Origin of the sequence: Methylomonas rhizoryzae (genome assembly GCF_008632455.1) — a bacterium.
Lineage (GTDB): Bacteria > Pseudomonadota > Gammaproteobacteria > Methylococcales > Methylomonadaceae > Methylomonas > Methylomonas rhizoryzae.
Map to the genome: position 1 here is coordinate 2731504 of NZ_CP043929.1, position 25349 is coordinate 2756852.

Below are 25349 nucleotides of genomic sequence, written 5' to 3' on the forward strand. Positions count from 1 at the left end.
AGCCCTACAACTAAAAAAACCGGAGCGTTCCCTTATGTCAGCGGATACTGAAAATCGTATCGCTCTGGTCGCAAACAGCCGCCGATTTTTTCGATTTCGGCAAACAGATTTTCAACAAGCCTGCCGTCGTACGCTTACTTTTTTTAGGCTTCCAGGACAAGCTGCCGTTGATAGCTAACCTTGTTCGCAACAGACTCCATTTCTTACCGTTATTTTTAGAAAAATAGAGTTTTAAGCGTTGTTTTTCGGTTAAGTTATCCGAGCTCCAACCAATTTCCAGCTCATTCCCGAAAGCAACAATTTCACCACCATTCGGCGTAAGCAAACTCACGCTAGGGTGGTCGCTCTGAGCATATTGATCCGATACCAATAATTCGGAAAGCTTGCCGCCGTTCATGCTTCCCCAACCGGTGGCATTATCGTAGCCGACGGCGGCTTTGTACTTGAGATTATCGCTGTTGTCCGCGACATCGTGAAACGCAAGCCCGTATGCGTCACTTTTGCCTATGGCATACAAACGATGGTTCATAAAACCTATTTGGCTAAGGCTTGCTTGTTGCCGTAGCCGATTGATGTTGGCGGTGTACGCCGCCCACAACGGTGCCGCACTGCTGGTGCCACCGTAAACAGACCAAAACCCCTGGTAGTAAATCGCATAGCCGGTATCCGGATCGGAATTCAATGCGACATCCGGCACATTGCGTTTTTGCTTGGAAGCTAAACCGGACATCCCTTGTTGGTAAGTCGGCAAAGACCAAATCCGGCTTACCCCGCCGCCGCCCGCACCATCGGCTGCCGAACCGGCATTCCAGGTAGTTTCGCCGGCATAGCTACCGTCGAGCGAAAGGCTAAGCTGCGTTCCACCCACGCCGGTAACATAAGGTTGAGAGGCGGGATCGTCAACACTCAGGCTACTACCGTCATCGTAGGCTCCCGAATCTCCGGACGCCGCATAAAACGATTGACCTTGCGCCGCCATCTGCTGAAAAATCTGATGTTCCGATTGCAAAAAACCGGATGTATTACTGCCTTCGTCAGAGCCCCAGGAACAACTAATCTGTTTCGCCGTGTTGTCGTCAGCAATCCGAGCTAACAGATGCAGAAATCCGCTATCGGTATTGGGGCCTTCGTAAACCAAAATCTTACTGCCGTAGGGTGCCAACGCCATTTGCAGTTGAATATCCAAGGTAGTTTCGGAACTGTCGTCGTCAGCCCATCCGGGCTTGAACGCCCCGCCGTCGACTTCTACGCGGCTGACGCTAATATCGGTTAACGAAAAGTAATTCCGATAAAAGTCGATATCGCTATTGAAATAATCCGCTAAAGCCACGACGGCCAGGGTTTGCGGAAAATCGGACGCCGTCCTTTGCACCTCGATGTCATATGCGTTTGCAATATCGCTAGGCGACAAACCGCCTTGCGGCCCGCTGCCTATGTCCTTAGCCGTCAAGTTTGCAGGTTTCGCATGAACCTGCTTAAACTTCGGCTTTCGCACCGACCAATCAGTTAAACCGGCTAGGTGTACCACGCGAGCCGCCAACTCGGCGGAAAATTCCGGCTCTTGATCCGGCGCAAAAAACTCGCGGCCGGTCGTGCTCCTGTACCGTTGCATTCTCACCTTAAATTCGCGTTCCACCTGCCAGGTTTCGGCTTGCAGGCTTAGCAATTGGCTAGGCTTGTTTGTATTGCTTACTCGAAAGCCTTTGGCGGAGAATTCCCGGACCACTGCGTCGTAATCGGTTTTCGTCGGGCCGAAACGTTCGGCAAATTGTTCCGAAGTAAGAAATTGCCCGTATATCGGATCGGCCGGGTTATTGACGCGGGCGATAAAGTCGAGCAATTCGGCGGTATTCCTTAACGGCAACGAAACGCTGAGATTCAGCGTTTGCTGTTCCGGATTTCGCGCTAAAGTCCGGGATTGTTTGACGGCTTGGGCCGGAACATGGCCTTGTAGACGTATGCGGCCGGAGTCTGTCGCGCAAGTAGCACCGGCGTAAACAAACGCCAGCAAACCCAAGGCGATGCCGGAGAACCACCGCATCAGGCGTTTAGCATCACAATCGATCACAATATTTTCCATAATGAATTCTTTCTTTACGCCCCTATTCCGTGAAGAAGTCGAGAATTTCGAACGGATGTAAGCCGGCGCATCGTCACCCTGCCGCAAACACGCGAGATGCTACGCAGAAGAACGCTAAAGCACAGACATTGAATACACGGACCAGCATATGAAGCACTTTTCTACATTTATCGTTGCCTTCAAATAAAACGGCATGCCGCGTGCTTAAATGTATCAGCAATTTCATAAACCCTGTAACCCAACCTACACTATTGCGCCATGAGCACAGAATCAGACGCCGTTCTAGCCTACCACCAACGCAGCAAACACCAACTCAATGCCTACGCCAAAGGTCCGGCATCCCTGGATTGGGACGATCAACCCAACCCGTTTCGCCGATTTCATGGCTGCGAAATCGTCCGATTGCCGACGCCGGGGAGAGATTTGAATTGTTCATTCGGCGATTTAGACCGGCCAAACGCCATCGCTCCGCAGCTTTTAACGGCGGATAACCTGGGCTTGTTGCTGGAACTGTCCTTCGGCTTATCGGCTTGGAAACAACTGGGGCCGGACCGGTGGGCCTTACGCTGCAACCCTTCCAGCGGCAATCTGCATCCGACCGAGGCTTATCTAATCTGCACCGACGCCGCTTTACTGGAACCCGGAGTTTACCATTACGTCAGCCACGACCACCATCTGGAACGCCGGGCTCGCTTTGCTCATCCGGGTGCAGAACCAACGTTATGGATAGGTTTGTCTTCGGTACATTGGCGCGAGGCCTGGAAATACGGCGAACGGGCCTTTCGCTATTGCCAGCACGACACCGGCCATGCGTTGGCTTGCTTGAGTTACGCCGCCGCTTGCTTAGGTTGGACAATCGAATTGTGTAGCGAAGTGGGGGACGCCGAACTGGCCGGCTGGCTTGGACTCGACAGAACAACCGATTTCGTGGAACACGAATCCGAAGCGCCGGATTTGTTATGCCGTCTACATGTAAGTCACAGTGCCGATACACCCGGCGACGTTCAGACTTTGTTGCAAACATTACAAACTGCTATTTGGTTCGGTACAGCCGTCGCCCTGAGCGGCAGGCATTTCTATAAGTGGCCAATCATCGACGAAGTCGCCGCACAGGCCGTCAAACCCAAAACGTCGGCCGAACGCTTCCCACTCCCTCTATTGCCCATGCCTAAACCCAGCCACGACCTGCCGGCCGCTCAATTAATCCGGCAACGCCGTAGCGCGCAACATTTCAACGGCAAGGCAGCAGCCATTGCTCTGGCGGATTTTCAGCGCATCATGTTAGCGCTGCTACCCAACGACAAACCGCCGTTCAGCGCTTGGAATTGGCCGCCGCAAGTACACTTATTCATATTCGTGCACCGCGTGGACGGCTTGCAGCCGGGCCTGTATTTTTTACCGCGTACCGCAGACTGCTTGGATGAAATCAAGTCGGCATTTTCGGCCGAATTTGCCTGGCAAGCGGTTGAGGCACCTTTCGCATTGTATTTGTTGGTTGCCGGTAACGTGCGCCAGGCGGCTAAAACCTTGTCATGCCACCAGCCCATCGCCAGCGATAGCGCATTTAGTTTGGGGATGTTGGCCCGGTTTTCGGACAACGTAAACGACCAGACTTGGCTGTATCGCCGCTTGTTTTGGGAATGCGGTCTACTAGGACAAATTTTATATCTGGAAGCCGAAGCCGCCGGCATCCGCGGAACCGGCATCGGTTGTTTTTTCGACGACGCGGTTCACGGCGTGTTGGGCTTGAAAGACAATACTTGGCAAAGTCTGTATCACTTCACGATAGGCGAACCTTTTGTCGATAACCGCTTGCAAACCTTTCCGGCTTACGCGCATTTATCGGCCTGAAGCGAGCGTTTTTCCAAACGTTCCAACAGAATCGCAATCAACATGTCGTTCATCACATTGACGCCGGAACGACAACGGGCAATGATCCAATCGATGGTGGTTATCAAAGGGACCGCGGTAACCACTAACGTTTCCGGCAAACCGGCGCTGCCGAGTACCAACGGCAAGGCAATCAACCCGGCTTCCGGAATGCCGGCAATGCCAACCCCGACCATGATTGCCGAGGCCACGATAACCAATTGCTGGCCTAAATTCAGGTCGAAACCGACGGCTTGCGCTAAAAACAAAGCCGCCATCGCCTCGTATAAAATGATGCCGTCGTTATTCAAATTAGTGCCGATGCAGACCGACAAACGCGCGGACCGCTGAGAAATGTGCATGTGCTCGGTTAAACAGCGTAAAGTGACCGGCATGGTCGCCAAACTGCTATTAGTCGACAGTCCGGTCACGATCGCATCGGCACCTTTGCCGAAATACTGCCTGATCGGCATCCCACCTCCCCATTTGGCCATGCAGGGATAATAAACCAAGGCATGCAAGGCCAAACCGCCCAGCAGCGTGACCAGAAATACTGCAACCAATTCGAATACCGCCAAGCCGGCTTTGCCGACCACTTGAGCCACGACGCCGAACACCGCGAACGGAATGGCTTTAACGACCCACATCAGCATCAAAATCAAAGTCTGATAACAAAGGCCGATTAATTTTTCCAGTTGCGCAATCCCGGACACGTGTTCGTCGGTGGCTTGTCGTTTTAATTGACGTAACGTAGCGCCTGTCAGCAATGCGAATAAAATAATCGCGATGACGTTGTTTTTAATGAAGGGATCCAGCAAGCTTTCCGGTATGTAACCGGCGATGTTTTTCACAGGACTTAAGGACAAGCCATTCGCGCTAGCCTGACTTAGCGGTTCGGTCATTCGAACGTTCAATTCCGGCAGACGACCGTTCCAAGAGCGGCCTGGGCTTAAGCTGTTCATCAAACTTAAACCAATCAACATCGCAACGCTGAGGTTAAGCGCACACACCGACAATAAACGCCGGCCGTGACGCAAGGAAATATCCGTATTAAGCATCGCCTCCAGAATAGCAAAGAATATCAACGGGGTTGCCAGCGCTTTTAACAACCGTATGACCAACTGACCCAGTTGGCCTAAACTGGCATTATCCAGCCAACCGAAGCAGTAACGTTGGGTACCGAATGCAATGCCTAAACCGGCGCCCAAAAATACTCCGACAAGTACTTGCAAGTAGAGCGGTTGCTTGTGCATAAATGACAAAGCCATAAAGTGATATTTCCAGTGCAAATTCCGACCGATTTAACAGCCCGACTCAATCGTTGCCATATCTGCCGACGCTTCCGCTTGGCTTAGCTTCGATTTTGATTTAACGGCTGTTTCGCCCAGCATTGTTAACGTTCGGCATCGTACAGCGGTAACCAAGTCGAATCGGGTAATTTCTCGTCCATCTCATTTCCCGGCGCGCAACGATGCGAAAAATACCGAGCACTAAAAGGGCCTTGATACTGGCGACTCATATAGCTAGTCAAGTAATAATCCAACGCGTGCTTGGCTGCTAACTCATTCGCTATACCCAACAATTTAGCGGCTCGGTAATCGCGCTGAATGGCTTGGCATTCGGCAAGCGCCTCGTTTCCTTCCCCACGTACATGCATGCTTTCGTGAACCAACAAGTGCAGGCTGAAGATCTCCTCGCGGCTAGCCCGTTGCGGGTGCGAAACATAATCCATTAATCTTTGACACCAACCGTACTGAAACACAACAGCGCCGGACTCCAAGTTTGCATGGCCTACCGATAACGATTCGTTGTCCAGCATCGTATCGGCGATCGAATTGCAATGCACATCGGCCGGACGGTTGTCCGCTAATTGACTAGCGACTTGTGATAGTAAGCGCTCGAAACGCCAAATTTCGAACGGCTGCCAAGCGCAAACCAACGTTAATGCGAGGCAAACCGCCAGATACGGCTTATAGATGGGTCTGGGCTTATTGTACCCGCGCCGTGGGATTTTAGCGCCGATGATTTCTCGAACAGTCAAGCAAGCGAACAATAATGCGGCCAGTATCCAAAGCATGGTTGGAAAATTTAGCGTTAGCTAAGAAAGCTATAGCATCCGTATTCTGTCAACCGACTGGAATCCGAATAACCGGCTAAATCGGCGGCCTGATACTTAGGGCTACGCGTTTAGCCATTCCATGTACAGCTGAACGCCTTGTTCCACCGTTTTGAAGCTATGAAGGCATCCCGCCGCCCTTAGCTTGTCTAGGTTGGCTTGAGTGTAACTCTGATAACAGCCCTTCAGATGATCCGGAAACGGGATGTATTGAATGCGGCCGCGCCGGTGAAATTTAAGCACGGCATTAGCCACATCATTAAAAGTCTGACTACGGCCGGTACCGCAATTGAAAATGCCGGAAACTTGCGGGTTGTCTAAAAACCACAAATTAATGTCTACTACATCGTCCACATAGACAAAGTCCCTACGCTGTTCGCCGTCTCCGTAACCATCGCAGCCTTGGAACAAACGCACTTCATCGGATTGTTTGATTTGATTGTTCAAATGAAAAGCAACGCTGGCCATGCTGCCTTTATGAGCCTCGCGCGGACCGTAAACGTTGAAATACCGCAACCCAACCACCGGCGCGGTCAAACCGGATTGTCGGCGTAAATATTGATCGAACTGAAACTTTGAATAGCCGTATACGTTTAGCGGGCCTTCGAACGCCGGTTCTTCGCGAAAGCTTAAATCCGCGCCGTAAACTGCAGCGCTGGACGCGTAGATAAAGGGGATTTTATGGCTTTGGCAATAATGAAACAGCGCTTTGCTGTATTCGTAATTGTTTTCCATCATGTAACGACCATCCCACTCGGTGGTGGTGGAACAGGCGCCTTGATGAAAAATCGCTTGTATAATCTCCGCACGAAATTCGCCTTGCCGGAGCTTTTCCAAAAAAGTGGTGCGGTCGAGATAGTCGGCAATTCGACAGTCGACCAAGTTTTTGTATTTGATCCCGTTAGTTAAATGGTCCACCACCAAAATGTCATCGTAACCGCGGGCATTCAAGCCAAGCACTAAATTGCTGCCGATAAAGCCGGCACCGCCGGTTACGATGATCATAGTTGCCTAATAATTACTCGGCAACGATTTTGACGGTCAAGGCCACGTCGACATCGGTGTGTAAATGGAACGAAATTTCGTAGTCGCCGATTTGACGAATGACGCCGTTAGGTAAACGAACCTCGCTTTTTTCCACTTTTACGCCCGCCGCGGTAACCGCTTCGGCTATGGCTTGGGTGCCGACCGAACCGTACAACCGACCTTCGTCCCCGGTTTTATGCGCGATTGTAACGGCCAGTTTGCTCAAAGCTTCGCCCCTTGCGGTAGCTGCAGCTAATTTTTCAGCCGCTTGTTTTTCCAATTCAGCGCGGCGCGCTTCGAATTCTTGGATTTTTGCCGGTGTCGCTACGGTAGCTTTGCCTTGCGGAATTAAATAATTTCTACCGTAACCCGATTTGATTGTGACTTTGTCGCCCAAACTACCCAAATTGGCGATTTTTTCCAGAAGTATAACTTCCATCGTTAATTACCTCATCGACATGTGTCGAAAAATGGCCGTGTCAAACGGCCGTTGAATTTGAAATTTTATCTCGTAAATTCAGCCAATTATCGGTTAACCCGCACAGGGCTACGATGATCATTACATGCGGGATCATCGTCAGCGTTAGGTATAAAAACGGCACCATAAAACGATTACCCTTCATCTTCGCAAAGCAGGCATGCAAAACCGCAGTTCCAATGCAGGTATAAAGCACCAACATGACCAAGAGGACATTCCAGCACATTTCCGCCAACCTGCCGTTGGCTAAAACCGCAATAGCGATCGTCAAAGCCGTTGCAAGGGCTAACTTGGCGTGGCCTTTGATACCCAAAAACTCGGACCTGAATCCGCCCGGGTTATAAAGCAAGGCCTGCCACCAACGTGCTAAAAACAAACCGAACAACAATCCGAACACGCTACCCGCAGCTATCGCTCCGGTCATAAAATGCGCGAACACCTGTACAGACTTCTTAATGTCTTCAATCGATACTTCCGGTCTAGCTTGCAACATAGGCTGAGCCATTGCTGCCAACACGCTACTCCACAGTTGCGCCGGGTGCTGCTGTATCAGATAAAAGCCGATAACTGCAACTACACCAAGCAACACTGCCAATTCAATGGCCACTCCCATGTGCCGACCTTCACGCAACACAATGGAAATTAACCAAACCGGCGTCCATAGTACGATGCCGTATATCAACGCGAATTGGTAACCGATCTGTAAAATCGTACTCAGTACTGCAGCAGCCAAACAGGCACACAACAGTACATACCAACCTTCTTTACCCCCTCTACGCAAAGTAACCAATGCGACCGAGGCTGAACTTACAATGCTTGTTACGATACTTACCGCCGGGAAAGGCATAGACAGCAACGCGGTTACTGCTGCAACGGTCATTGCCTGCAGCCGACCTTTCATAATGTAGGTCGCTAGAAAACGCACGACTTTCCTCTAGCCGGTCAACGTAAGCTTACTGATGCGCGTCGCAAAACGGCAACAACGCCAAAAACCGGGCTTGTTTGATGGCGTCGGTCAACTGGCGTTGATATTTCGCACTGGTTCCGGTGATCCGGCTAGGTATGATTTTGCCGGTTTCGGTGATGTACTCACTCAGCAAATCCAGATTTTTATAATCAATCTTGATTGCGTCTTCACCGCTAAAGCGGCAGCCTTTTCTACGTCTTACGTTGTTACGTGCCATCTTGATAGTCTCGAGTTAAATGTTTATTCGGTTTCAGCGGTAGATTCCGCAACGACTTCGCCTGCGTCGGAAGTACTTTCTTCCTGCTCTGCGTCGCTGTCGTTATCATCTTTAACGCGCGCAGCGGATTTGTGCCCATCGTTACCGCTGGTTGCGATTATTGATGGTTCGGTTATCGCTTCTTTTTGCAACAAGGTCAGACTACGCAAGATAGCATCGTTAAAACGGAAGCCGGCTTCCAATTCTTCCAACGTTTCTCTACCGCATTCAATGTTCATCAACACGTAGTGTGCTTTATGGATTTTTTTGATAGGGAAAGCTAAATGCCTACGCCCCCAGTCCTCCAAGCGGTGGATTTTACCGGAAGCTTCTTCGATAATGGATTTATAACGTTCTATCATGGCTGGGACCTGAGCGCTTTGATCAGGATGCACCAAGAACACGATTTCGTAATGACGCATGATTTCTCCTTACGGGTTAAATAAGCTTCCCGTTATTAACGGTGAAGCAAGGAAGCGGGGAGCGATCCCCAAAAAACCGCTTATTATATTGACAGCCGGAACGCTTGGAAAGAGCTTTTACACCCAGCGCTCGACAAATTGAATGCCTAAAGGCGCATTTCAAACTTTCCTTAACCAATCCAAAGTCAGCTCCGCTACTTGATCCCGCCAGACTCGGGTAGAAAAGGTATGATCGGCTTCGGGCAAATCCCGCCGCGTTATCCTTGGATCGGCCAATAATTCCTGCCAAATAAAGTCTTGCCTGACTGCGTCGCGAAATTCGTCTGCGGTCAAATCGCGTCCACTCAAAATAATCAGAATATTACAACTGCTTCTACGTAGACATTCACGGACGCGCTCCGGTAACGGTAATCGCTGATCGACAGTACCTGCCGAAACCTGCGCGATGAGTTTATTGCCGCCGTTTAACGCCTTACGCGTAAAATCAAACAAACTGCGCAGAGATTGCAAATAATCGAAGCGCAAACCAAACACTTTCCGCCACAAATCCGGATTAGTTAAACGCTTTAGATAATAATGCTTCAAATAACTCTTAGCCGCGCCTTGCTGGGTGTAAACCCAAGGATTCAGAAGCACCATACCGCTTACTCTATGATCCTGATAGGCGTAAAACGCCGAAGCCGAGGCCGCGTCGCACAACCCCCACAATACGACTCGCGCCAACCCCGGCTGATGTTGATAAAAAGCGTCGATGCCGCTACGAATATCGGCGTCTATGTGCTCGAATCCGGCCGAAAGACCGGTCGAATCGCCCATGCCGCGCACGTCGAAACGCATGACCGGGATGCCGTTTTCAGCCAAATACCTGGCCAACAACACGAATTGCCGATGACTGCCGACTCGGTATTGCGGCCCGCCAACGACAATCAACACCCCTACCGTGTCGGATTCGACCGAAACCGGACAATGCAAAATGCCAATCAAATCCGCCTGTTCGCAGTTGAAAACTATCGGAATTTCATTCACTCGCATGCTACTGACGCTCGTTATTAATTTAAGTTTTCCAAACGATTTTTCCGTATTTCTCTACGTAGCACAATGCTGCGATATCAACCGAGGTCAACTAAAACGCTGATGGTCAATGGAATCAGATCCGGCACCGTCACAATATCTTGACTGCTCCAGAAACTGTCGCCCGCGACGCTGTTCCCAGCGGTATTAATCGCTACATCCTGCAACTTGCGAACAAACTGCTGCACCTGCGCACTGAGCTCGTTTACGCCGGACGGAAGCACTTCGATCAACGCAACCGATTGAATCGATGCAACCCCATTCAAATCGGCCTTCGCCGCAAGCAACGGAAGCACCAACTCCGGATTCAGCGAATAACCCGCCACTTCAATAACTTCGCCGCGTTGCAATTGCTTTTTTAGCTCGCCAGTCGTTTCCTGCGGCAGTTCCGGATTCATCATCGCTGCCGCCACCCGCAAACGTAAAAACTGGGTAAGAAACACCTCGCCGTTCAACACGGGTTGCCATGCGATTAAACTGTCGAGTGCCTTGCACCCGCCGCTCTTAATCAAATCGAGCGCGAGCAAGGTTCCGGCCCTTAGACTCCAAAGCGTTATCCGCTCGGCACCTTGCCCGACCAACCAGTCCAACGCCTCCAACAGGTTATCTTGCCAAATCCGCCAAGAAGCATCGACAAAATCGCCGGCACTATCGCCGGTTCCGAATAAATCGATTGACAACACTGCATAACCTTGCCCTGCGAGCGCATCGGCTTGCAACGCCACCATTCGCCTGGACTTATTCATTTCTTCCGCGAAGGCCGGCACGTGCAAAATAGCGCGTCTACTGCCAGGGTTGGACGCCGGCCGATACGTCGCGAACAACGGGCCGGAGCGGCTTTCCAGAAAAAAAACTCGCATACGCCTAAAGAAAAATTCTCAAGGCCTATCAGGCTTGTAACTTGGTATCGACAAAGTCGACCAAAGTACCCAGCGTTTCGAACACAGAAGCATTGATTTCATCGTCGTCCACCACAAAACCGAACCTGTCTTCCAAAGCGGTAATGATGCTTACCACCGCCATGGAATCGAACTCGGGGATCGCTCCGAGTAAAGGCGTGTCTTTAGATGCTTGCAGAGGGCTTTGAAAAACCGTTTGCAATAGTTCAACTACTGTATCGATGGTTGACATTTTTGTTATACCCAAAATGTATGCGCTAAAAGTAAAGAATTATTTTTGTGCGGAATGAATTTAATGATTGCGGGCCATAGCAGACAAAACGCAGGAACGATTAAGGGTGCGAACAATGCGCTCATACCACTAGCAATAGCAAAACAACTCGTTGCCTCGGCCCGAACGCCAGCAACCACGAAATCATAGCCGCAATCATCGAGACCGTAGTCATCAAAATCGGCCGCAAGTGAATTGTGGCGGCTTGAATTACGGCTTGCAACCGGTTTTATTGATTTTTGATCCGAATTGAATTGGCAAACCCCACAAGTAATATGCGGTTCTTGGCAAGAAGATCAAACAGAAAATCTATCCGGCCAATGGGCAAACAGGTGATATACACACTATTAAGATGATTTTTTGATCAGACCGGAGGAACTTGTCCGCTCTCTACTTTTCCGCGGATTTAGAGATATAACGGCGCCATTTGCCGCCAGAAATAACCTTGATGCGCACGGCCGTTCCATTCGTAAAACGCGTGCTGAATACCTTTGCCGTGCAGAATATGGCTCAATTCCCGGTTATTTTGTAAAAACGGATCTTCTTTGCCGATAATCAAAGTGATATCCATTTGTCGCAGATATTTGAGCTGATCTTCGCAATGCAAATTAGGCAAAAAATGACTGGGATTATGGAAATATACGTTATCGTCGTAATAGCCGTCGAATAAATCTTTAAAGTGTTCGACATTCAAGGTCAAATCGAAGCGGCCGGAAAAGGCTACCAATTTTTGAAACAAATGCGGGTGGCGAAACGCAATGTTGGCCGCATGATAAGCTCCCAGACTACAGCCATGTGCGATAGTACAAGGGTGCGGATTTTTGGCGTTCATGTACGGGATGACTTCATGTATCACATAATCTTCGAACAGCATATGCCGCTTGATCCTATCTTCAGGTCGGCACCAAAAGCAATAAAACGTTTCATGGTCAATGCTATCGATGCAAAACAGCTGCAAATACCCGGCATTTATTTTGTCGCGTAAGGTATCGACGATTCTGAGGTTCTCGTATTCGTAAAACCTGCCGTCACGGGTAGGAAAAATCAAAACCTTGGCCCCCGCATGGCCGAAGACTAAAAATTCCATATCGCGCCGTAAACGGGCGCTATACCAATGATGATATTCTCGATTCATGAATCAATGCGACAGCCCTGCAAAAAACTCGCGAAGCTCTTGCAACAATAGTCTTTCTTGTTCCGGTTGATTGGCATATTCGAAATGACCGGCTTTCAATACAAACAAGCTTTTAGGCCCGGCCCAAGCATTGTAGACCGCAAACTGTCCGGCGGGCGCCACCATAGGGTCGAATAAAGCCGCAGCGACGTGTACAGGCTGGGATGCGAACAGCGCTGCGGTAGCCGCATCATAGTAGCGTAAAGCGTCAGGAAAATGACCGTTACGCCGAGCATACGCCGCTACCGAGGCAGCACTGCCGATGCAGGGCAAATTCAGACGCAGAGGCTGGTTGCCGAAAGTAGGTACGTTTAAGTGCAAACGCTTGATGCGCTTATCCCATGGGGCCGCTAAGGCGCCGATTCCGCCACCAAAGCTAATGCCCATATAACCAATCGATTCGGCGGCTTCGGGATAACGCTTCTGCATCAACGTAACGGCCAACCATAAGTCGTCAACGCAACCGCCAATAATGTAGCTATCCTTGTTGTCTATATCGTGCAAAACGTGATACTGAGGTTGCTCGGCAACCCTATCGCATCGGCTACGCGACAAGCCTCGAAAACACGGAAATAAATAGGCGGTATGCGGAATGTTAAAATGAAAATCCGGTCGATCGCGACCGCCATACCCATGTCCGACGACAATACATTGTTTCACGGCTTGTTGTACCGGCTGCAACAACCATCCGCCGATGACAAAATTATCGGTTGAGCGAAACCGTATATCGAACATAGCAAACCCGCAGGATTCGCCTTGAGCGACCAATTCGGAGTCTACGGTTGCCTGCAACGCTCTGCAGTAACGCCGACTCCAGAAATCGACGAAATCATCCGGAGGACACGGCGCTTCCACGGATAACAAGCGATTTAAATCGTATCCGTGACTAGGATCGAAATTAAAACTGTGTTGCAAAGGACTACAGACAGCGACTAATGAAGATGATTGTAATAGCGTAGACAGCAAACGTTGCCCCTAAAGCATAGGCGGCCACGCTTACTGAGCCGACTCATCGATTCAATCGACAATTTTGAATTTTTCGCGAGAAGCATCGACCATATCGCGCAATTCCTTACCGGGTTTAAAATGCGGCACGTGCTTTTCCGTCAGCGCTACCGATTCGCCGGTTTTAGGGTTACGACCTAAGCGAGCCGCTCTATGATGTAAGGAAAAGCTTCCGAATCCTCGAATTTCTATTCTTTCTCCGCTCGCCAATGTCTCGCTCAAATGATCTACAACGCATCTGACAGCCAATTCGACGTCTTTAAGCGGAAGATGCGGCTGTTTGCGCGCCAACGCTTCTATCAGCTCTGATTTTGTCACATTCAACCCTAAGTACTCGAGAAATGGAGCGCGCGGTTACAACCGTAGCGCTCCTAGACAGACGTTATTTGTCTATTTGTTTGAAGATATCGCCTAAAGTAGCGGTACCGGCAGGCTGCTGTGAATAATCTTTTATAGCATTCGCCTCTTCTTCTACGTCTTTGGCTTTGATAGACAAAGAAATTGACTTGGTTTTTTTATCGACGCCGATGAATTTGGCTTCGACTTCGTCGCCTTCTTTCAAAAGAGTACGGGCATCTTCTACCCGATCACGCTGAATTTCAGAGGCTTTCAAATAACCTTCTACATTGTCGGCCAAAGTAACCAGCGCGCCTTTCGCATCGACTTCTTTGATCACGCCTTTAACGATACTGCCTTTTTCATTCAGGGCGATGTAGTTTTGGAAGGGATCTTGTTCCAATTGCTTGATGCCGAGAGAAATACGCTCGCGCTCCGGATCGACCGCCAAAATAACGGTTTCGACTTCATCGCCTTTTTTATAGGCGCGAATGGCTTCTTCGTCGTTTTCGTTCCAGGAAATATCCGACATATGCACCAAACCGTCTATGCCGCCTTCCAAGCCGATGAAGATACCGAAGTCGGTGATCGATTTGATTTTGCCGCTGATTTTGTCGCCTTTGTTGTGAGTGGCGGCAAATTCGTCCCATGGGTTGGAGCGGCATTGTTTCATGCCCAGCGAAATACGGCGGCGTTCTTCGTCGATTTCCAGTACCATGACTTCGACTTCGTCACCCAATTGCACCACTTTGGATGGATTGACGTTTTTGTTGGTCCAGTCCATTTCCGAAACGTGCACCAAACCTTCGACACCTTCTTCGATTTCCACAAAGCAGCCGTAATCGGTCAGGTTGTTGACTTTTCCGAATACGCGAGTGCCGGCCGGGTAACGGCGGGCAATGTTTTGCCATGGATCTTCTTCCATTTGCTTCATGCCCAAAGACACGCGGGTTTTGTCTTTGTCGAATTTCAAAACCTTAACGTTAACCTCCTGACCGATCTCTACACACTCGGAAGGATGACGAACGCGGCGCCACGCCATATCGGTGATATGCAACAAACCGTCGACGCCACCCAAGTCGATAAACGCACCGTAATCGGTGAGGTTTTTGACGATACCGGTAACAACAGCGCCTTCCTGCAGGGTTTTAACCAATTCTTCACGCTCGGCGCTGTATTCGCTTTCGACGACGGCGCGGCGAGACAGCACCACATTGTTGCGTTTTTGATCGATCTTGATAACTTTGAATTCTAAATCGCGATTTTCCAAAAATGTGGTATCGCGGATAGGGCGAACGTCAACCAAAGAGCCCGGCAAGAATGCGCGCAGGGCGCCCACGGCTACGGTGAAACCGCCGCGAACTTTGCCTGTGATACGGCCAACCACAGTTTCTTGGGTTTCGAAAGCCTTTTCCAGCTCCGCCCACGCTTTGCTTTTCTTCGCTTTATCGCGGGACAACAGAGTGGAACCCAAGCCGTCTTCGAACATGTCGAGCGCCACTTCGATTTCGTCGCCGACGTTGACTTCCAAATCGCCGTCAGCATTTAAAAACTGCCATTTCGGAATCACGCCTTCCGATTTCGCATGCGTGCTGACAATGACGAATTCGTTTTCGATATCGACAACAGTACCGATTAACATGGCGCCAGGACGCATTTCGGTCTTGGCAAAACTTTCTTCTAACAACTGTGCAAAGCTTTCGCTCATTTTAACGTTCCCAAACTTGTCTAAACCCAAACAAGCTTTCATTCAAAATAAAAAATTAAAAAATAACTGCTCTGACAAGCAGTCGCCATATTAGTCCTGTCGGACCAAATTCATTACCGCTTCTATCACCTGCCGGATGGGCATATCCGACGAATCGATAAAAGTAGCGCCTTCCGGAATCACCAAAGGCGCAACGGCACGATCGCTATCGCGGCGATCGCGCTCTTGAATCTCTTGAGTTATTTGCGAAAGGTTAGCATTAACTCCTTTTTCAATCAACTGCTTATAACGTCTAACAGCGCGCTCTTCGGCGCTAGCGGTTAAATAAACCTTAAATTGCGCATCCGGGAACACCACGCTGCCCATATCCCTACCGTCGGCCACCAACCCGGGAAGTCGTTGAAAATCCTTTTGTTTTTGTAGCAAGACTGCGCGCACTTGCGGATATGCCGCAACCACCGAGGCCGCTTTACCGGTCGTTTCGCCGGCAAGCTGTGCGGTAATATCGTTGCCGTTCAGCCTAACGTTCAATTCATCTACGCAATCAAATTCCAAGCGCATCTCATCCGCCACTTGCAACACGGCGTCGACATTTTCCAACGCTACACCGGACTGCAGCGCGGCAATCGCTAAAGAACGATAAATCGAGCCGCTATCCAGGTAATGCCAACCCAACAGATTTGCGACCGTGCGACTGACAGTGCCTTTACCGGCTCCGCTGGGACCGTCTATGGTCAATACGGGCGCCTGAACCATTAAAGCGTACTCAACTTCAAACCCAATTGCGTGGCTAAGGCGGGAAACTCTTTAAACGAGGTATTAACGTTCGCACAGTCCTTGATGGTAATAGCGGCACCAGCCCGCAACCCGGCAATCGAAAACGCCATCGCGATTCTATGGTCTCCGTGAGAATCCACTTCGCCGCCGCCCATCGCTCCGCCGTTGATGATCATGCCGTCTTCGGTCGGTTGCGCATCCACCCCGAGAATTTGCAAACCGTCCGCCATGACTTGGATCCGGTCCGACTCCTTAACCCGCAATTCTTTCGCCCCGGTTAAAACCGTTTTTCCTTGCGCGCAAGACGCAGCCACAAACAACACCGGAAATTCGTCGATCGCCAGAGGCACCAATTCCTCAGGAATATCTATACCGCGCAATTGTGCGCTGCGCACCCGCAAATCGGCTACCGGTTCGCCGCCGACTTCCCGCTGGTTCATCACCTGAATATCGGCCCCCATTAAGCGCAGAATGTCAATTACGCCGGTACGGGTAGGATTGATGCCGACGTGTTTTAACGTCACGTCGGAATTCGGCGCAATGCTGGCCCCTACCAAAAAGAACGCAGCCGAGGAAATGTCGCTAGGCACGTCGATTTCGGTTGCAGTCAACTTGCCTTGATTGGTGATACTGGCGGTGCTGCCCTCGCGCCGTACCGGATAACCGAAACCGGCCAGCATTCTTTCGGTATGATCCCGTGTAGGTGCCGGTTCCGTGACACTGGTTTCCCCCTGGGCATACATGCCTGCCAACAACAGGCACGATTTCACTTGTGCACTGGCAATCGGCATCGTGTAATGCATGCTCTTGAGTTTGCCGGCTTGACCTTTAATGTGCAAAGGCGCGGTGCCGTCCGCTTGGGTTTCAATCACGGCCCCCATTTGCGCCAATGGCGCCGTTACTCTGCGCATCGGCCGAGACTGCAAAGACTTGTCGCCAACCAAGGTACAATCGAAGGCTTGCCCGGCCAACAAGCCGCTCAATAGGCGCATAGAAGTTCCCGAGTTGCCTAGGTCCAAAGGTTTATCGGGGGCCTTCAACCCGTGTTTACCCACGCCGTGGATAGTCACTTCGCCGTTGACCGGACCTTCGATGTTAACCCCCATCGCGCGGAAAGCCTCTAACGTAGACATCGCGTCTTCGGCGTTTAAAAATCCGCGCACATGGGTAACGCCTTCGGCAATGGAGCCTAGCATGATCGAGCGGTGCGACATGGATTTATCGCCCGGTACGCGAATTTCGCCGTTTAAACTTCCGCCGGGTTGAACTTGAAATGTAATGGATTGAGACATATTGCTTAGTGATTATTCATCAAACGTATCGAGAAAACGTTGCCGCGCGCGATTGGCGTAACTAAAAGCAGCATAAAGTTCTTGTTCTTGACCGGCTTCTATCATTTGTTCGATACGATCAAGTTCGCCTTTCAGATTTTGGATCAACGGGATGATTTCTTGCTTGTTGGCCAGACAAATGTCCAGCCACATCGTGGGATCGCTGGACGCAATGCGGCTGAAATCTTTAAAACCGCCCGCCGCATATTTAAAAATTTCGCGTTGCTCATCTTTTTTACCCAGCAGGCCCACTAAGGCGAATGCCAGGATGTGCGGCAAATGGCTGGTAGCAGCCAGCACGGTATCGTGGTGTTGCACGCTCATGGTAGAAACGCTGGCCCCCACCCGCCGCCACAATTCGCTTATGGCATGTAAAGCAGCGGCATCGGTGTTCTGCAGCGGGGTCACGATAACGCGCCGATTTTGAAATAGCTCTCGGTTGGAAGCCTCCACACCGCTTCGTTCGGCGCCGGCTATCGGATGAGCCGGAACAAAGTTAGCCGGAACCTCACCGAATACCGATTCCAACGCGGCGATAACGCTACCCTTGGTGCTGCCGACGTCGCTATACACCGTTTCCGCCTGCCAATACGGCCGAATTGCCGCAAACACGCTTGCCATGGCGCCGACCGGCGTGGCCACTATAACCAAATCGGCGTGCTCTAGCGCCTGCGAAATTTGGCTGAAATAGGCATCTATGACCCCCAATTTCAACGCAGTCTGCAAATTCGCCACATCGCTGTCGCGGCCGAATGCAACGATTTCATGAGCCAATCCCAGACTACGCACAGCTCGGGCTAAAGATCCGCCTATCAAGCCGGTACCGATTAAGCACAAGCGCTTAAACACCTTGCAGGACCTCGCCTAGAGCGGAAATGAACACTTGGTTCTCACGCTCGGTGCCTATGCTAATACGCAAATGATTGGGCATTTGGTAATTGGCGATGGGCCTGACGATCACGCCTTTTCCAAGCAGGGCTTGGTATACGGGGCCGGCATCCCTTTTCAAATCGACGGCTACGAAATTCCCAGACGAGGGGATCCAGGTTAATCCCAAATTTTCAAAGGCAGCAATCAGTTGCAACATGCCTTGATTATTGCAATCCACTGAGCGAGCCAAATAATCGTCGTCCGCCAACGCAGCCTCTGCGGCGACTAAAGCCAATAGATTACTATTGAAAGGCTGCCTGACCCGATTCAACAAATCGGCCACTTCCAACGACGAAATCCCGTAACCGACTCTCAATCCCGCCAAACCGTAAGCTTTAGAAAACGTGCGCGTCACGATCAAGTTCGGATAGCGAAGCGGCCAGGCCAAGGCGTCCGAACGCAAAGTCGGTAATACGAATTCGTAATACGCTTCGTCCAGCACGCAAATGACAGTGCTTGGCAAACCGGCAATAAACCGCTCAACGTCCTGAACCGACAGCAAAGTACCGGTTGGATTGTTCGGGTTAGCGATGAAAACCAGCCGAGTCTTGTCGTTAACCGCGGCCGCCATGGCAGTTAAATCGTGGCCGTAATTCTTGGCGGGAATTTCCCTAACCTTGGCCCCTGCTGCTTGGGATAAAATCGGGTAAAGTGCAAAGGCGTGTTGGGAAAAAATCACTTCATGCTCGATACCGACGAAGGTTCGCATCGCCAGCTCCAGGATTTCGCTGGAACCATTACCCAAGGTAATCTGCTCCGCTTGCACGCCAAACTTGACCGACAACGCGGATTTCAGCGAAAAACCGCTGCCGTCGGGATAGCGGGTCAACTCCGGCACGGCCGCGTTGATAGCCTCGGCCACCTTAGGGCTTACGCCCAACGGATTTTCATTGGAGGCTAATTTGACGATTTCGGTTAAACCCAGCTCCCTTTGCAATTCTTCAACCGGTTTGCCCGGCACATAGGGCACCAATTGTTGCACGCCGGGCAAGGCAAATTCTAAAAATCGATTCATGTAAGCTTAGATCACCGCTTTGGGGTAAGAGCCCAGAATTTTCAAGATATTGACGTTGCTTTGCAAGGCATGCAGCGCCTTGGCTACGTTGGGATCGTCTCTATGGCCTTCAATATCGATAAAGAACACATAATCCCACAGGCCTTGCCGGGAGGGCCTGGATTCGATGTGAACCATGCTGATATTGTAATCGGCAAAAGGTCCGAGAATTCGGTAGAGAGCACCGGCGTGATTGGAGGTCGACACCAATATCGAGGTTTTATCGTGTCCGGTCGAAACCGGTTGCAGTGCGCCTATGACGATAAAACGTGTGGTATTGTTGGCCTCGTCTTCGATATTTTTTTCGACGACGTTCAAATCATACATTTCCGCCGCGCGTAAGCCGGCGATTGCCGCTTTGCTGGGATCCAACGAGGCCATGCGGGCCGCTTCGGCATTGCTGCTGACCGCGGTACAGCTTACCCCCGGCAAATAGGTGTTCAACCACTGCCGGCACTGAGCTAACGATTGTTGATGCGAAAAAACTTCCTTGACTTGGCTTAGGTCATCGAACTTGCCCAGCAGATTCTGGTGCACGCGAATTTCGACTTCTCCGCATATTTGCAAAGGGCTTTCGATAAAGCGATCCAAGGTATGCGCGATGACACCCTCGGTAGAATTTTCCACCGGAACCACGCCGAATTGGCAGTGTCCGGTTTCGACCACTTGGAAAATTTCGTGTATGGTCGAAACCGGAATGTCTCTGACAGCGTGTCCGAAATGTTTAAAGGTCGCTTGTTGGGTAAACGTCCCTTCCGGCCCCAAATAAGCCACTTCCAAGGGTTTTTCCAGTGCCAGACAGGCGGACATGACTTCCCTAAATAAATGGGCCACCGAATCGGGATTTAACGGGCCTGGATTGAGTTCTTTGACGCGCCGCAGTACTTGCGACTCGCGATCCGGCCGGTAAAAGCTAACGGTTTCGCCCTGCGCTTGCTTGGTACGGGCAACTTCCAGAGCACAATTCGCCCGCTGGTTGATCAACTGCAAAATTTGCTGATCGATGGCATCTATGCGCTGCCGCAGTTCTGTTAACGGAATAATATCGCTCATACTCGATTAATGGGTACGCTCGAACTCCGCCATGAAATCGATCAAAGCATCGACACCGGATTCCGGCATGGCGTTGTAAATGCTGGCCCGCATACCGCCTACCGAGCGATGCCCGGCTAAAGTGCTCAAGCCGTTTTGTTCCGCCAGTGCCAGAAACTCCTTGTCCAATCCGGCGTCGGCTAAGACGAAAGGAATGTTCATACGCGAGCGGCAATGTTTGGCTACCGGATTGCGGTACATGCCGGAACCGTCTATGGCTTGGTACAGTTTCTCGGCTTTGCGTATATTGCGCCGTTCTATTTCTTCGACTCCGCCCTGCTCTTTCAACCACTGCAGAACCAAGCCCAGCAAATACCAGTTGTAAGTCGCCGGGGTATTCAGCATGGAGTCGCTTTTTGCTTGTTGGGCAAAATTAAATACTGCGGGTACCGTTGCCGGCGCCAAATCGGCTAGGTCTTCGCGGACGATAACCACAGTGACGCCGGACGGCCCCATATTCTTTTGCGCTCCCGCGTAGATGATGCCGAATCGGCTGACATCGACAGGCCTGGACAAAATATTGGACGACATATCGCAGATCAAAGGAAGGTCGAAAACGGCGGGCACTTGGTTAAACTCGACCCCGTGTATGGTCTCGTTGGAGGTATAGTGCAGATACGCAGCGCCGGAATCGACATCCCATTGCTCGAAAGGCGTAACATCGGTAAAGCCGGTCGCTTCCGAACTGGCCGCGATTTTAACCGTGCAATATTTGCCGGCTTCCTTAATGGCGGCGCTCGACCAAGCGCCGGTATTGACGTAACAAGCCACGCTATTGCCGCGCAAAATGTTTTGCGGAATCATCGCAAATTGCGCAGTTGCGCCGCCTTGCAGGAACAACACTTTGTAGTTGTTCGGCACCCCAAGCAAATCGATTAAGTCTTGCTTCATTCGTTCGGCAATAGCCATGAAATGCGGGCCGCGATGGCTCATTTCCATCACCGACATGCCACTGTCTTGCCAATCCAGCATTTCTTGCCGGGCTTTCAGCAATACCGACTCCGGCAGCATCGACGGCCCCGCGCTGAAGTTATAAATCCTGGTCATTATTCCTCTTCCCCATCATTTCCATGTGCACAGTCCAACGTTTCGCCGTCCTTATCGGCCTCCTCGTCTTCCAGACCCTCGATCTTATCCACCCCGACGACTTTTTCGCCTTTATCCAAACGAATCACGGTCACCCCCTGGGTGTTGCGTCCGACTATCGAAATCTCGTTAACTCTGGTTCGTACCAAAGTGCCGGCATCGGTGATTAGCATGATTTCATCGCAATCGCTCACCAATACCGCGGCCACGACCGAACCGTTTCGCTCCGAGGTTTGAATGGCGATTAAACCTTGTCCGCCGCGTTTATGCTGAGTGAACTCCTCTATCCGGGTTCTTTTGCCGTAGCCGTTTTCGGTAATATTCAACACCGTACCTTCAGCCGAAATAATCAGCGAAATCACTTTGCTGCCGTCTTGCAGGCGGATGCCCCGCACCCCGGCTGCCGTCCGGCCCATAGAGCGCACGTCGGTTTCGTTAAAGCAAACCGCTTTGCCGTCGCTGCTGAACAACAACACGTTTTGCTGACCGTCGGTTAAAGCCACGCCAACCAAAGTATCGTTATCGCGTAAATCGATGGCAATCTTGCCTTTGGCCAATTGGAAGGCGAAGTCGGTCAACGGCGTTTTCTTGACCGTTCCGCTGGCAGTCGCCATAAAAACGAATTTATCGTCCGCATATTCGCGCACCGGGAGCATGGCATTGATTTTTTCGCCTTCTTCCAGAGGCAATAAATTGACGAACGGCTTGCCGCGCGAGGCTCGGCTGGCGACCGGCAACTCGTAAACTTTGAGCCAATACACTTTGCCGCGCGACGAAAAACACAAGATAGTATCGTGGGTATTGGCGATAATCAGTTTGTCGATAAAATCGTTATCTTTGGTCGCCGCGGCCGATTTCCCCCTGCCGCCGCGGCGTTGGGCTTTGTAATCGGTTAACGGTTGGGTTTTGATGTAGCCTTCGTGCGACATGGTGACCACCATGTCCTCTTCGGTAATCAAATCCTCCGCGGAAAGATTCGAATAGTCTTGGATAATTTCAGTACGCCGCGCGTCCGCATATTCGGCTTTGATTTGTTCCAGCTCTTCGGTGATGACTTCCATCAATCGTTCGTCGCTTCCCAAAATATGCAAAAACTCGTCGATCAGTTTCAACAATTCTTGGTATTCGTTGATGATTTTTTCCTGTTCCAAGCCGGTTAAGCGGTGCAGGCGCAAATCCAAAATAGCTTGAGCCTGAGCTTCCGATAAACGGTATAGCCCGGCCACCAACCCGAACTCCGCCGATAAGTCTTCCGGACGAGAGCGATCGGCATCCGCTCTATCCAATAAAGCCGCTACCAACCCCGCGTTCCAGGTTCTGGCTAATAACCCCGCTTTCGCTTCTTGCGGGTTCGGCGAATGCTTAATCAGCTCAATCATTTCGTCGATATTAGCCAGTGCGACTCCCAAACCTTCTTGGATGTGCGCTTTTTCCCTGGCTTTGCGCAAGCTGTATATGGTTCGGCGAGTGACGATTTCACGCCTATGGTCTATGAACGCCAGCAGAATGTCTTTCAAATTCATGCAATGCGGCCGGCCGTCGTACAAAGCCACCATGTTGATGCCGAACACCGTTTGCATTTGCGTTTGTTTATACAGATTGTTCAACACGACGTCCGGCACTTCGCCGCGCTTCAATTCGATCACCAAACGCATGCCGTCCTTGTCCGATTCGTCTCTAATCGCCGAAATACCGTCGATTTTCCCTTCTTTCACCAAATCCGCAATTTTGATCTGCAACGTGGCCTTGTTGACCTGATACGGTAATTCGGTAGCCACAATTTGTTGCCTGCCACCGTCGCCTATGTCTTCGAAATGACAACGCGCCCGTAAATAAATCCGCCCGCGCCCAGTGCTATAAGCTTCGTGAATACCATCTGCGCCGTTGATGATGCCGGCGGTCGGAAAATCCGGACCGGGCACCCATTGCATCAAATCCACGATCGACAGTGTAGTGTCCTTGATTAACGCTAAACAGGCGCTGACGATTTCGCCCAGATTGTGCGGTGGAATATTGGTAGCCATGCCTACCGCGATCCCGGAAGAACCGTTGATCAATAGCGTAGGCACCTTAGTCGGCATGACGGTCGGCTCCGATTCCGACTCGTCATAGTTAGGGACGAAATTGACCGTCTCCTTATCTAAGTCCGCCAACAACTCGTGAGCGATTTTAGACATGCGCACTTCGGTATAACGCATGGCCGCAGGCGAATCGCCGTCTACGGAACCGAAATTGCCTTGACCGTCTACCAGCATATAACGCAAAGAAAACGGCTGTGCCATACGAACGATAGTGTCGTAAACCGCGGTATCGCCGTGCGGATGGTATTTACCGATCACGTCACCGACCACACGGGCCGACTTTTTGTAAGGCTTGTTCCAATCGTTGCCAAGTTCGCTCATTGCGAAAAGTACGCGTCTGTGGACAGGCTTTAAGCCATCTCGGACATCCGGAAGCGCTCTACCCACGATCACGCTCATGGCGTAATCCAAGTAAGACTGTTTCATCTCGTCTTCGAGATTAACAGTAATGATTTCTTTGGCGAAGTCTGACATGGGTCCTTGTTGGTAATTCAGTCAAGCGCAATGGCTCGAGCCAGGCATCTCCGGTAAGACTCCATTCCTCGCCGCAGTACCCTACAAAAGGGCGGGATTATAGCAAAGGAGACAGCTTCTAGTTAGGCAAAAATCTCTTCGAAAAAATTGCGCATCGTCAGCCATGATCGCTTGTCGGCTGAAGGCTGATAGACGGTTCCGAATCCGGGATCGTTCGCCAGCGGATTGGTAAACGCGTGCATGGTCGAACCGTAAACATGCACTTGCCAGTCGGTACCGGCCCGGGTCATTTCCGCTTCGAAAGCTTGTACTTGCTCAGGAGTCACCATGGGATCGTCGTGCCCATGCAAAGCCAGAACCTTAGCTTTTACACGCGGCTCAGGAATGTTGGCCGGCGGTATCAACAAACCGTGAAACGATACCGCTCCCATGAGATCGGCGCCGGTACGCGCCAAGTCAAGTGCACACAAACCGCCAAAACAAAAGCCTATTGCGGCAATTTTGCGATTATCCGCCCACGGCAACATTTTTGCCGCGGTTAAGCCGGCGGTTAAGCGGCGTTGCAACATAGCCCTATCGTGCATGAACGGCGCCATCAACTTGGCGTTTTCCTCAGCGGAGCGGCCTAAAACGCCTTTCCCGTAAGTATCGACCGCAAACCCTAAATAACCGAGTTCAGCCAAAGCCCGGGCTTTGTCGGCCACGAATTGATCTCGCCCCAACCATGCGTGATGTATCAACACCAAAGGTCGCATGCCGGTCAACGCATCGTCGTAAGCAAAAAAACCTTCCAGCACCGCATCGCCGTCTAAATAATCGATGGTATTGGCAACGACCGCCATAGTT

24 protein-coding genes are annotated in these 25349 nt (G+C 51.0%); 1 reads left to right on the top strand and 23 read right to left on the bottom strand.

All coding sequences use genetic code 11. The features are described 5' to 3' along the window. Nucleotides 1-37: 37 nt before the first annotated feature. Nucleotides 38-2068, bottom strand: coding sequence for a S53 family peptidase (locus F1E05_RS12195; RefSeq protein WP_190303125.1), 2031 nt, complete (start codon nt 2066-2068; stop codon nt 38-40). Nucleotides 2069-2338: 270 nt separating this feature from the next. On the opposite strand from F1E05_RS12195, the gene F1E05_RS12200 reads away from it, so the two are divergent. Beyond that, on the top strand, nt 2339-3931 hold the full coding sequence (locus tag F1E05_RS12200; protein WP_150048831.1) for a SagB/ThcOx family dehydrogenase: 1593 nt from the start codon (nt 2339-2341) through the stop codon (nt 3929-3931). On the opposite strand, the gene F1E05_RS12205 is transcribed toward F1E05_RS12200, so the two are convergent. From F1E05_RS12205 to F1E05_RS12305, 22 genes are all read right to left on the bottom strand, one after another. Beyond that, on the bottom strand, nt 3910-5217 hold the full coding sequence (locus F1E05_RS12205; RefSeq protein ID WP_150048832.1) for a dicarboxylate/amino acid:cation symporter: 1308 nt from the start codon (nt 5215-5217) through the stop codon (nt 3910-3912). The two genes, F1E05_RS12200 and F1E05_RS12205, sit on opposite strands and share 22 nt — an antisense overlap. A gap of 125 nt (nt 5218-5342) precedes the next feature. After that, complete coding sequence (locus tag F1E05_RS12210; RefSeq protein ID WP_150048834.1) at nt 5343-6026, bottom strand: hypothetical protein; 684 nt, start codon at nt 6024-6026, stop codon at nt 5343-5345. A 102-nt stretch (nt 6027-6128) separates the two neighbouring features. Further along, complete coding sequence (gene rfaD / locus F1E05_RS12215; protein WP_150048836.1) at nt 6129-7070, bottom strand: ADP-glyceromanno-heptose 6-epimerase; 942 nt, start codon at nt 7068-7070, stop codon at nt 6129-6131. Between the two features lie 13 nt (nt 7071-7083). After that, nucleotides 7084-7530: a 50S ribosomal protein L9 gene (gene rplI / locus F1E05_RS12220; protein ID WP_150048838.1), complete on the bottom strand. Its 447-nt coding sequence runs from the start codon at nt 7528-7530 to the stop codon at nt 7084-7086. Between the two features lie 40 nt (nt 7531-7570). Further along, nucleotides 7571-8494, bottom strand: a complete 924-nt coding sequence (locus tag F1E05_RS12225; protein ID WP_150048840.1) for a hypothetical protein — start codon at nt 8492-8494, stop codon at nt 7571-7573. Nucleotides 8495-8522: 28 nt separating this feature from the next. Continuing rightward, nucleotides 8523-8753, bottom strand: a complete 231-nt coding sequence (rpsR, locus tag F1E05_RS12230; protein WP_150048842.1) for a 30S ribosomal protein S18 — start codon at nt 8751-8753, stop codon at nt 8523-8525. Nucleotides 8754-8776: 23 nt separating this feature from the next. Then, nucleotides 8777-9214: a 30S ribosomal protein S6 gene (rpsF, locus tag F1E05_RS12235; RefSeq protein WP_150048844.1), complete on the bottom strand. Its 438-nt coding sequence runs from the start codon at nt 9212-9214 to the stop codon at nt 8777-8779. Nucleotides 9215-9373: 159 nt separating this feature from the next. Beyond that, nucleotides 9374-10246 carry a hydrolase 1, exosortase A system-associated gene (locus F1E05_RS12240; protein ID WP_150048846.1) on the bottom strand — a complete coding sequence of 291 codons (873 nt, stop codon included), beginning with the start codon at nt 10244-10246 and terminating at the stop codon, nt 9374-9376. Nucleotides 10247-10323: 77 nt separating this feature from the next. After that, nucleotides 10324-11145 (bottom strand): hydrolase 2, exosortase A system-associated, encoded by an 822-nt coding sequence (locus tag F1E05_RS12245; protein WP_150048848.1) that lies wholly within the window; start codon nt 11143-11145, stop codon nt 10324-10326. A 28-nt stretch (nt 11146-11173) separates the two neighbouring features. Continuing rightward, nucleotides 11174-11416 carry an acyl carrier protein gene (locus tag F1E05_RS12250; protein WP_150048850.1) on the bottom strand — a complete coding sequence of 81 codons (243 nt, stop codon included), beginning with the start codon at nt 11414-11416 and terminating at the stop codon, nt 11174-11176. 445 nt (nt 11417-11861) lie between these two features. Next, nucleotides 11862-12590, bottom strand: coding sequence for an esterase family protein (locus F1E05_RS12255; RefSeq protein WP_150048852.1), 729 nt, complete (start codon nt 12588-12590; stop codon nt 11862-11864). 3 nt (nt 12591-12593) lie between these two features. Then, complete coding sequence (locus F1E05_RS12260; protein ID WP_150048854.1) at nt 12594-13544, bottom strand: acetylxylan esterase; 951 nt, start codon at nt 13542-13544, stop codon at nt 12594-12596. Nucleotides 13545-13646: 102 nt separating this feature from the next. Further along, the gene (locus F1E05_RS12265) at nt 13647-13952 is read right to left on the bottom strand and encodes an integration host factor subunit beta (protein WP_150048856.1); all 306 of its coding nucleotides are present in this window, start codon (nt 13950-13952) and stop codon (nt 13647-13649) included. Between the two features lie 64 nt (nt 13953-14016). Next, nucleotides 14017-15678 carry a 30S ribosomal protein S1 gene (gene rpsA, locus F1E05_RS12270; protein ID WP_150048858.1) on the bottom strand — a complete coding sequence of 554 codons (1662 nt, stop codon included), beginning with the start codon at nt 15676-15678 and terminating at the stop codon, nt 14017-14019. Nucleotides 15679-15768: 90 nt separating this feature from the next. Next, nucleotides 15769-16434 (bottom strand): (d)CMP kinase, encoded by a 666-nt coding sequence (gene cmk, locus F1E05_RS12275; RefSeq protein WP_150048860.1) that lies wholly within the window; start codon nt 16432-16434, stop codon nt 15769-15771. Then, complete coding sequence (gene aroA / locus F1E05_RS20415) at nt 16434-17747, bottom strand: 3-phosphoshikimate 1-carboxyvinyltransferase (RefSeq protein ID WP_197737358.1); 1314 nt, start codon at nt 17745-17747, stop codon at nt 16434-16436. Before aroA ends, cmk begins: the two co-directional genes overlap by 1 nt. Nucleotides 17748-17759: 12 nt before the next feature. Then, nucleotides 17760-18635: a prephenate dehydrogenase gene (locus tag F1E05_RS20420; protein WP_197737359.1), complete on the bottom strand. Its 876-nt coding sequence runs from the start codon at nt 18633-18635 to the stop codon at nt 17760-17762. Then, complete coding sequence (gene hisC / locus F1E05_RS12285) at nt 18628-19731, bottom strand: histidinol-phosphate transaminase (protein ID WP_150048862.1); 1104 nt, start codon at nt 19729-19731, stop codon at nt 18628-18630. The genes F1E05_RS20420 and hisC overlap by 8 nt, the downstream gene beginning before the upstream one ends. A gap of 6 nt (nt 19732-19737) precedes the next feature. Continuing rightward, nucleotides 19738-20823 (bottom strand): prephenate dehydratase, encoded by a 1086-nt coding sequence (gene pheA / locus F1E05_RS12290; protein ID WP_150048864.1) that lies wholly within the window; start codon nt 20821-20823, stop codon nt 19738-19740. Between the two features lie 6 nt (nt 20824-20829). Beyond that, the gene (gene serC, locus F1E05_RS12295; protein WP_150048866.1) at nt 20830-21909 is read right to left on the bottom strand and encodes a 3-phosphoserine/phosphohydroxythreonine transaminase; all 1080 of its coding nucleotides are present in this window, start codon (nt 21907-21909) and stop codon (nt 20830-20832) included. Then, the gene (gene gyrA, locus F1E05_RS12300) at nt 21909-24503 is read right to left on the bottom strand and encodes a DNA gyrase subunit A (protein WP_150048868.1); all 2595 of its coding nucleotides are present in this window, start codon (nt 24501-24503) and stop codon (nt 21909-21911) included. The genes serC and gyrA overlap by 1 nt, the downstream gene beginning before the upstream one ends. A 122-nt stretch (nt 24504-24625) precedes the next feature. Then, nucleotides 24626-25345, bottom strand: a complete 720-nt coding sequence (locus tag F1E05_RS12305; protein ID WP_150048870.1) for a dienelactone hydrolase family protein — start codon at nt 25343-25345, stop codon at nt 24626-24628. Between the last annotated feature and the right edge of the window lie 4 nt (nt 25346-25349).

Bases quoted from the DNA above. Each gene is read 5' to 3' on its own strand.
- F1E05_RS12200 (WP_150048831.1), top strand. From the start codon at position 2,339: ATGAGCACAGAATCAGACGCCGTTCTAGCCTACCACCAACGCAGCAAA.
- F1E05_RS12205 (WP_150048832.1), bottom strand. From the start codon at position 5,217: ATGGCTTTGTCATTTATGCACAAGCAACCGCTCTACTTGCAAGTACTT.
- F1E05_RS12210 (WP_150048834.1), bottom strand. From the start codon at position 6,026: ATGCTTTGGATACTGGCCGCATTATTGTTCGCTTGCTTGACTGTTCGA.
- rfaD (WP_150048836.1), bottom strand. From the start codon at position 7,070: ATGATCATCGTAACCGGCGGTGCCGGCTTTATCGGCAGCAATTTAGTG.
- rplI (WP_150048838.1), bottom strand. From the start codon at position 7,530: ATGGAAGTTATACTTCTGGAAAAAATCGCCAATTTGGGTAGTTTGGGC.
- rpsR (WP_150048842.1), bottom strand. From the start codon at position 8,753: ATGGCACGTAACAACGTAAGACGTAGAAAAGGCTGCCGCTTTAGCGGT.
- rpsF (WP_150048844.1), bottom strand. From the start codon at position 9,214: ATGCGTCATTACGAAATCGTGTTCTTGGTGCATCCTGATCAAAGCGCT.
- F1E05_RS12240 (WP_150048846.1), bottom strand. From the start codon at position 10,246: ATGCGAGTGAATGAAATTCCGATAGTTTTCAACTGCGAACAGGCGGAT.
- F1E05_RS12245 (WP_150048848.1), bottom strand. From the start codon at position 11,145: ATGCGAGTTTTTTTTCTGGAAAGCCGCTCCGGCCCGTTGTTCGCGACG.
- F1E05_RS12250 (WP_150048850.1), bottom strand. From the start codon at position 11,416: ATGTCAACCATCGATACAGTAGTTGAACTATTGCAAACGGTTTTTCAA.
- F1E05_RS12255 (WP_150048852.1), bottom strand. From the start codon at position 12,590: ATGAATCGAGAATATCATCATTGGTATAGCGCCCGTTTACGGCGCGAT.
- rpsA (WP_150048858.1), bottom strand. From the start codon at position 15,678: ATGAGCGAAAGCTTTGCACAGTTGTTAGAAGAAAGTTTTGCCAAGACC.
- cmk (WP_150048860.1), bottom strand. From the start codon at position 16,434: ATGGTTCAGGCGCCCGTATTGACCATAGACGGTCCCAGCGGAGCCGGT.
- aroA (WP_197737358.1), bottom strand. From the start codon at position 17,747: ATGTCTCAATCCATTACATTTCAAGTTCAACCCGGCGGAAGTTTAAAC.
- hisC (WP_150048862.1), bottom strand. From the start codon at position 19,731: ATGAATCGATTTTTAGAATTTGCCTTGCCCGGCGTGCAACAATTGGTG.
- pheA (WP_150048864.1), bottom strand. From the start codon at position 20,823: ATGAGCGATATTATTCCGTTAACAGAACTGCGGCAGCGCATAGATGCC.
- serC (WP_150048866.1), bottom strand. From the start codon at position 21,909: ATGACCAGGATTTATAACTTCAGCGCGGGGCCGTCGATGCTGCCGGAG.
- gyrA (WP_150048868.1), bottom strand. From the start codon at position 24,503: ATGTCAGACTTCGCCAAAGAAATCATTACTGTTAATCTCGAAGACGAG.
- F1E05_RS12305 (WP_150048870.1), bottom strand. From the start codon at position 25,345: ATGGCGGTCGTTGCCAATACCATCGATTATTTAGACGGCGATGCGGTG.